General features: G+C 40.8%; 1 protein-coding gene. It reads left to right on the top strand.

What is annotated here, in order from left to right:
- The coding region (locus tag J8L97_RS22560) for a non-ribosomal peptide synthetase (RefSeq protein ID WP_211052956.1) at nucleotides 1-3,061 on the top strand (3,061 nt) is incomplete at both ends.

Raw genomic sequence — 3,061 nt, 5'->3', positions numbered from 1 at the left:
AGTTACCGCCTTACCCGAGAAAACAGCCAATAAAAATCAACCAACAACGCAAACTGAGGCGCAACTGTTGACTATTTGGAGTCAGATCCTCAATCAAGCAGAAGCGACAATCGACACTCGAGTTAGCTTTTTTACGCAAGGTGGACATTCTCTACGAGCAGTAAAAATGCAGACAGCGATAAAAAAAACCTTTACTAAAACTATATCATTGCAAACCATTTTTACCGCGCAGAGTATTTATGAAATAGCGAAGTATCTAGATAAGCACACTGATTTTACTATTGTATCGGAGATATTGCCGCAGCAAATTGAGTCACAAACTTATAAGCTATCTTATGCTCAGCAGCGCTTGTGGTTTATCGATAATATGAATCAGGGGAGCACGGAATATCACATCACATCGGCGTTACGCGTGTGTGGGAAGTTTAATCTAGACATTGCTCAGCAAGCATTTTCCCAGATCATTGCGCGTCATGAAGTACTCCGCTCTGTATTTGTAAAAAATGCTGATGGTGAAGTTTCTCAACGAGTAAATGATCACCATCCATTTAGCATTCGTCAAGTGACGCTAAAAGATCTCACTGGTGAGCCACAAAATAAAGCGTTAGAGCAAGAAATAAAAACAACACATAATGCATGCTTTGATTTAGCCCATGATCTATTGCTACGAGTGACTTGTGTTCATTTGGCACATGAGGATGTGGCGATTGTTTTAACTATGCACCACATTGCTTCTGATGCTTGGTCCTTAGGCATATTGGTTAACGAATTCAGCATGTTGTATAGCTCTTTGAAAAATCAAGAGGATGCTTGTTTAGTACCACTTCCTGTGCAATACCGAGATTATGCTCATTGGCAGCATCAAAGTGATATGCAATCGCAAATAATCCAGCAATTGGCATACTGGCAACAGCAGCTGAGTGATCTGCCGAGTGTTCATCAAATACCGTTGGACTATTCACGACAAGGGATTAAGTCAAATAAAGGAAAGCGTGCGCGATTGCAATTAGAACCGTCACTTGCTGAGGCTATAAATAATGTCGCTAAACGTTTCAATATTACTCCATTTATGCTGTGCCATGGTGCACTGAGTTTACTATTGTCAAAATATAGCTACGAACACGATATTGTCATAGGAACGCCGGTTGCGAACCGAACACGTCAAGAGCTAGAACCATTGATAGGGTTTTTTGTGAATACATTGGTGCTTCGTAGTGATACTAGGAATCGCACAGTGGCAGATTTTTTTGCGCATATTCGCAGTGTAAACCTCGCAGCCCAAGATAATCAAGACGTTCCCTTTGAACAAATTGTAGATACGTGCTGCCAAGGACGCTCGACACAGTACACGCCTTTGTTCCAGATAATGCTCAATATGAATAACACTGAGTCAACGGAACTGTCGATATCAGATTTGGATGTCGATTTTTTATCTGTCGAAGCACTCAGCTGTAAATATGATTTAGAATTCGCTGTACAGTTAAATAGTGGTAACGCAATGTTAACGCTACAATTTGATTCTAGTTTGTTTGAGTATGACACTGCCAATGCGATGTTAAAGCAGTATCAAGGGATACTTAAAGGAATTACGGAGATCAATCATGACGATGATTTACTCAGTGATCTTGGCTCTACATCACAGGGCAAATCAAATGTGCGGTTTAGTGAAGTTCACAGCGATATCGCTGATACGCGTATTGACGCTCTCATTTATCAACAAGCCATCAAATCGCCAGATAGTATAGCCCTAAAGTGTGGGCAAACCATACAGACTTATGCTGAGCTTATGCGACAGGCGGATGAGCTCGCAAGCTATTTAACTGTTTATTACCCTCGTCATGCTTGCATAGGTATTTGTCTAGGACGCAGTGAAATTTTATTGAGCACTGTTTTGGCTGTTTTGCGTGCAGATATGACTTATGTTCCTATGGAACCTAGTTACCCTCAACAGCGCTTAGCAACCATAGTAGAAAATGCCTCGGTTGCAGCAGTATTAACTTCACCGCAATGGCAACAAAACCTCAATGTTGAGAATATCAGCTTGATCTGTGTTAATAGTTATAAAAAAGTCAATCGTACTGTCATGCTAAATACGCCAACTAATCCGGTGGCGTATATTATTCATACTTCTGGTTCTACAGGGACGCCAAAGGGAATAGAAGTATTGCATCGAGGATTAACTAACTATTTGAAATATGCGCAAAAACGCTATCTAAATACAGTAATTGGTCAATCTATAGTAAGCTCTACCTTGAGTTTTGATGCAACTTTAACCAGCTTATTAACCCCGCTTATCTGTGGTAAAACAGTCACTGTTCTTTTTGAGGACAATACATTAGATGACTTGTACCAGTGTTTATGTACGCATAGCGCTTCTTTATTTAAAGTTACCCCAGCCCATTTACAGGCTTTATGTGCTCTAAATAAAGGTCATATTATTAATTCGCAACATACATTGGTTATAGGGGGGGAGCAATTTACTGGTCAGTTGTTGAGTCAGTGCCAAGCATGGTTACCAAATTCAACGTTTATTAATGAATATGGCCCTTCGGAGACAGTTGTAGGGTGTAGTGACTACCCCATTTACCCAGATCAAAAAGAAGATCATGAATTACCTGTTCCGATTGGTCGGGCAATTGACAATACACATTTATATATACTTGATCGTCATCAACAGCGTACACCACAAGGTGGAATTGGTGAGTTATATATTGCAGGTGCCGGCGTTGCCAAGGGTTATGTGCGACAACGAGAATTGACGGACGATAAGTTTGTCAGTTGGCAGGGACAAAGGGTGTATCGCAGCGGTGATCTTATGCGTCAACTTGCTGACGGGAATTATACTTTTATTGGTCGAGCTGATGATCAGGTAAAGCTGCGAGGTTATCGAATTGAAACTGCGGAGATTGAAGTCTTAGCAAAGCAGCTTGGCCAAATTGAACAAGCGGTAGCTAAAGTGATCGAGTTAGAAAATGCCAGTGCTCAGTTAGTACTCTATATAGTAGCATTATCAGAGTATCGAGATCATGAAGCGCTCATAGAGCTTGTCAAATCTCATCTT

Source organism: Pseudoalteromonas sp. MMG012 (assembly GCF_018100875.1).
GTDB classification, from domain to species: domain Bacteria; phylum Pseudomonadota; class Gammaproteobacteria; order Enterobacterales; family Alteromonadaceae; genus Pseudoalteromonas; species Pseudoalteromonas aurantia.
This window is presented reverse-complemented; position numbering and strand designations above follow the sequence as displayed.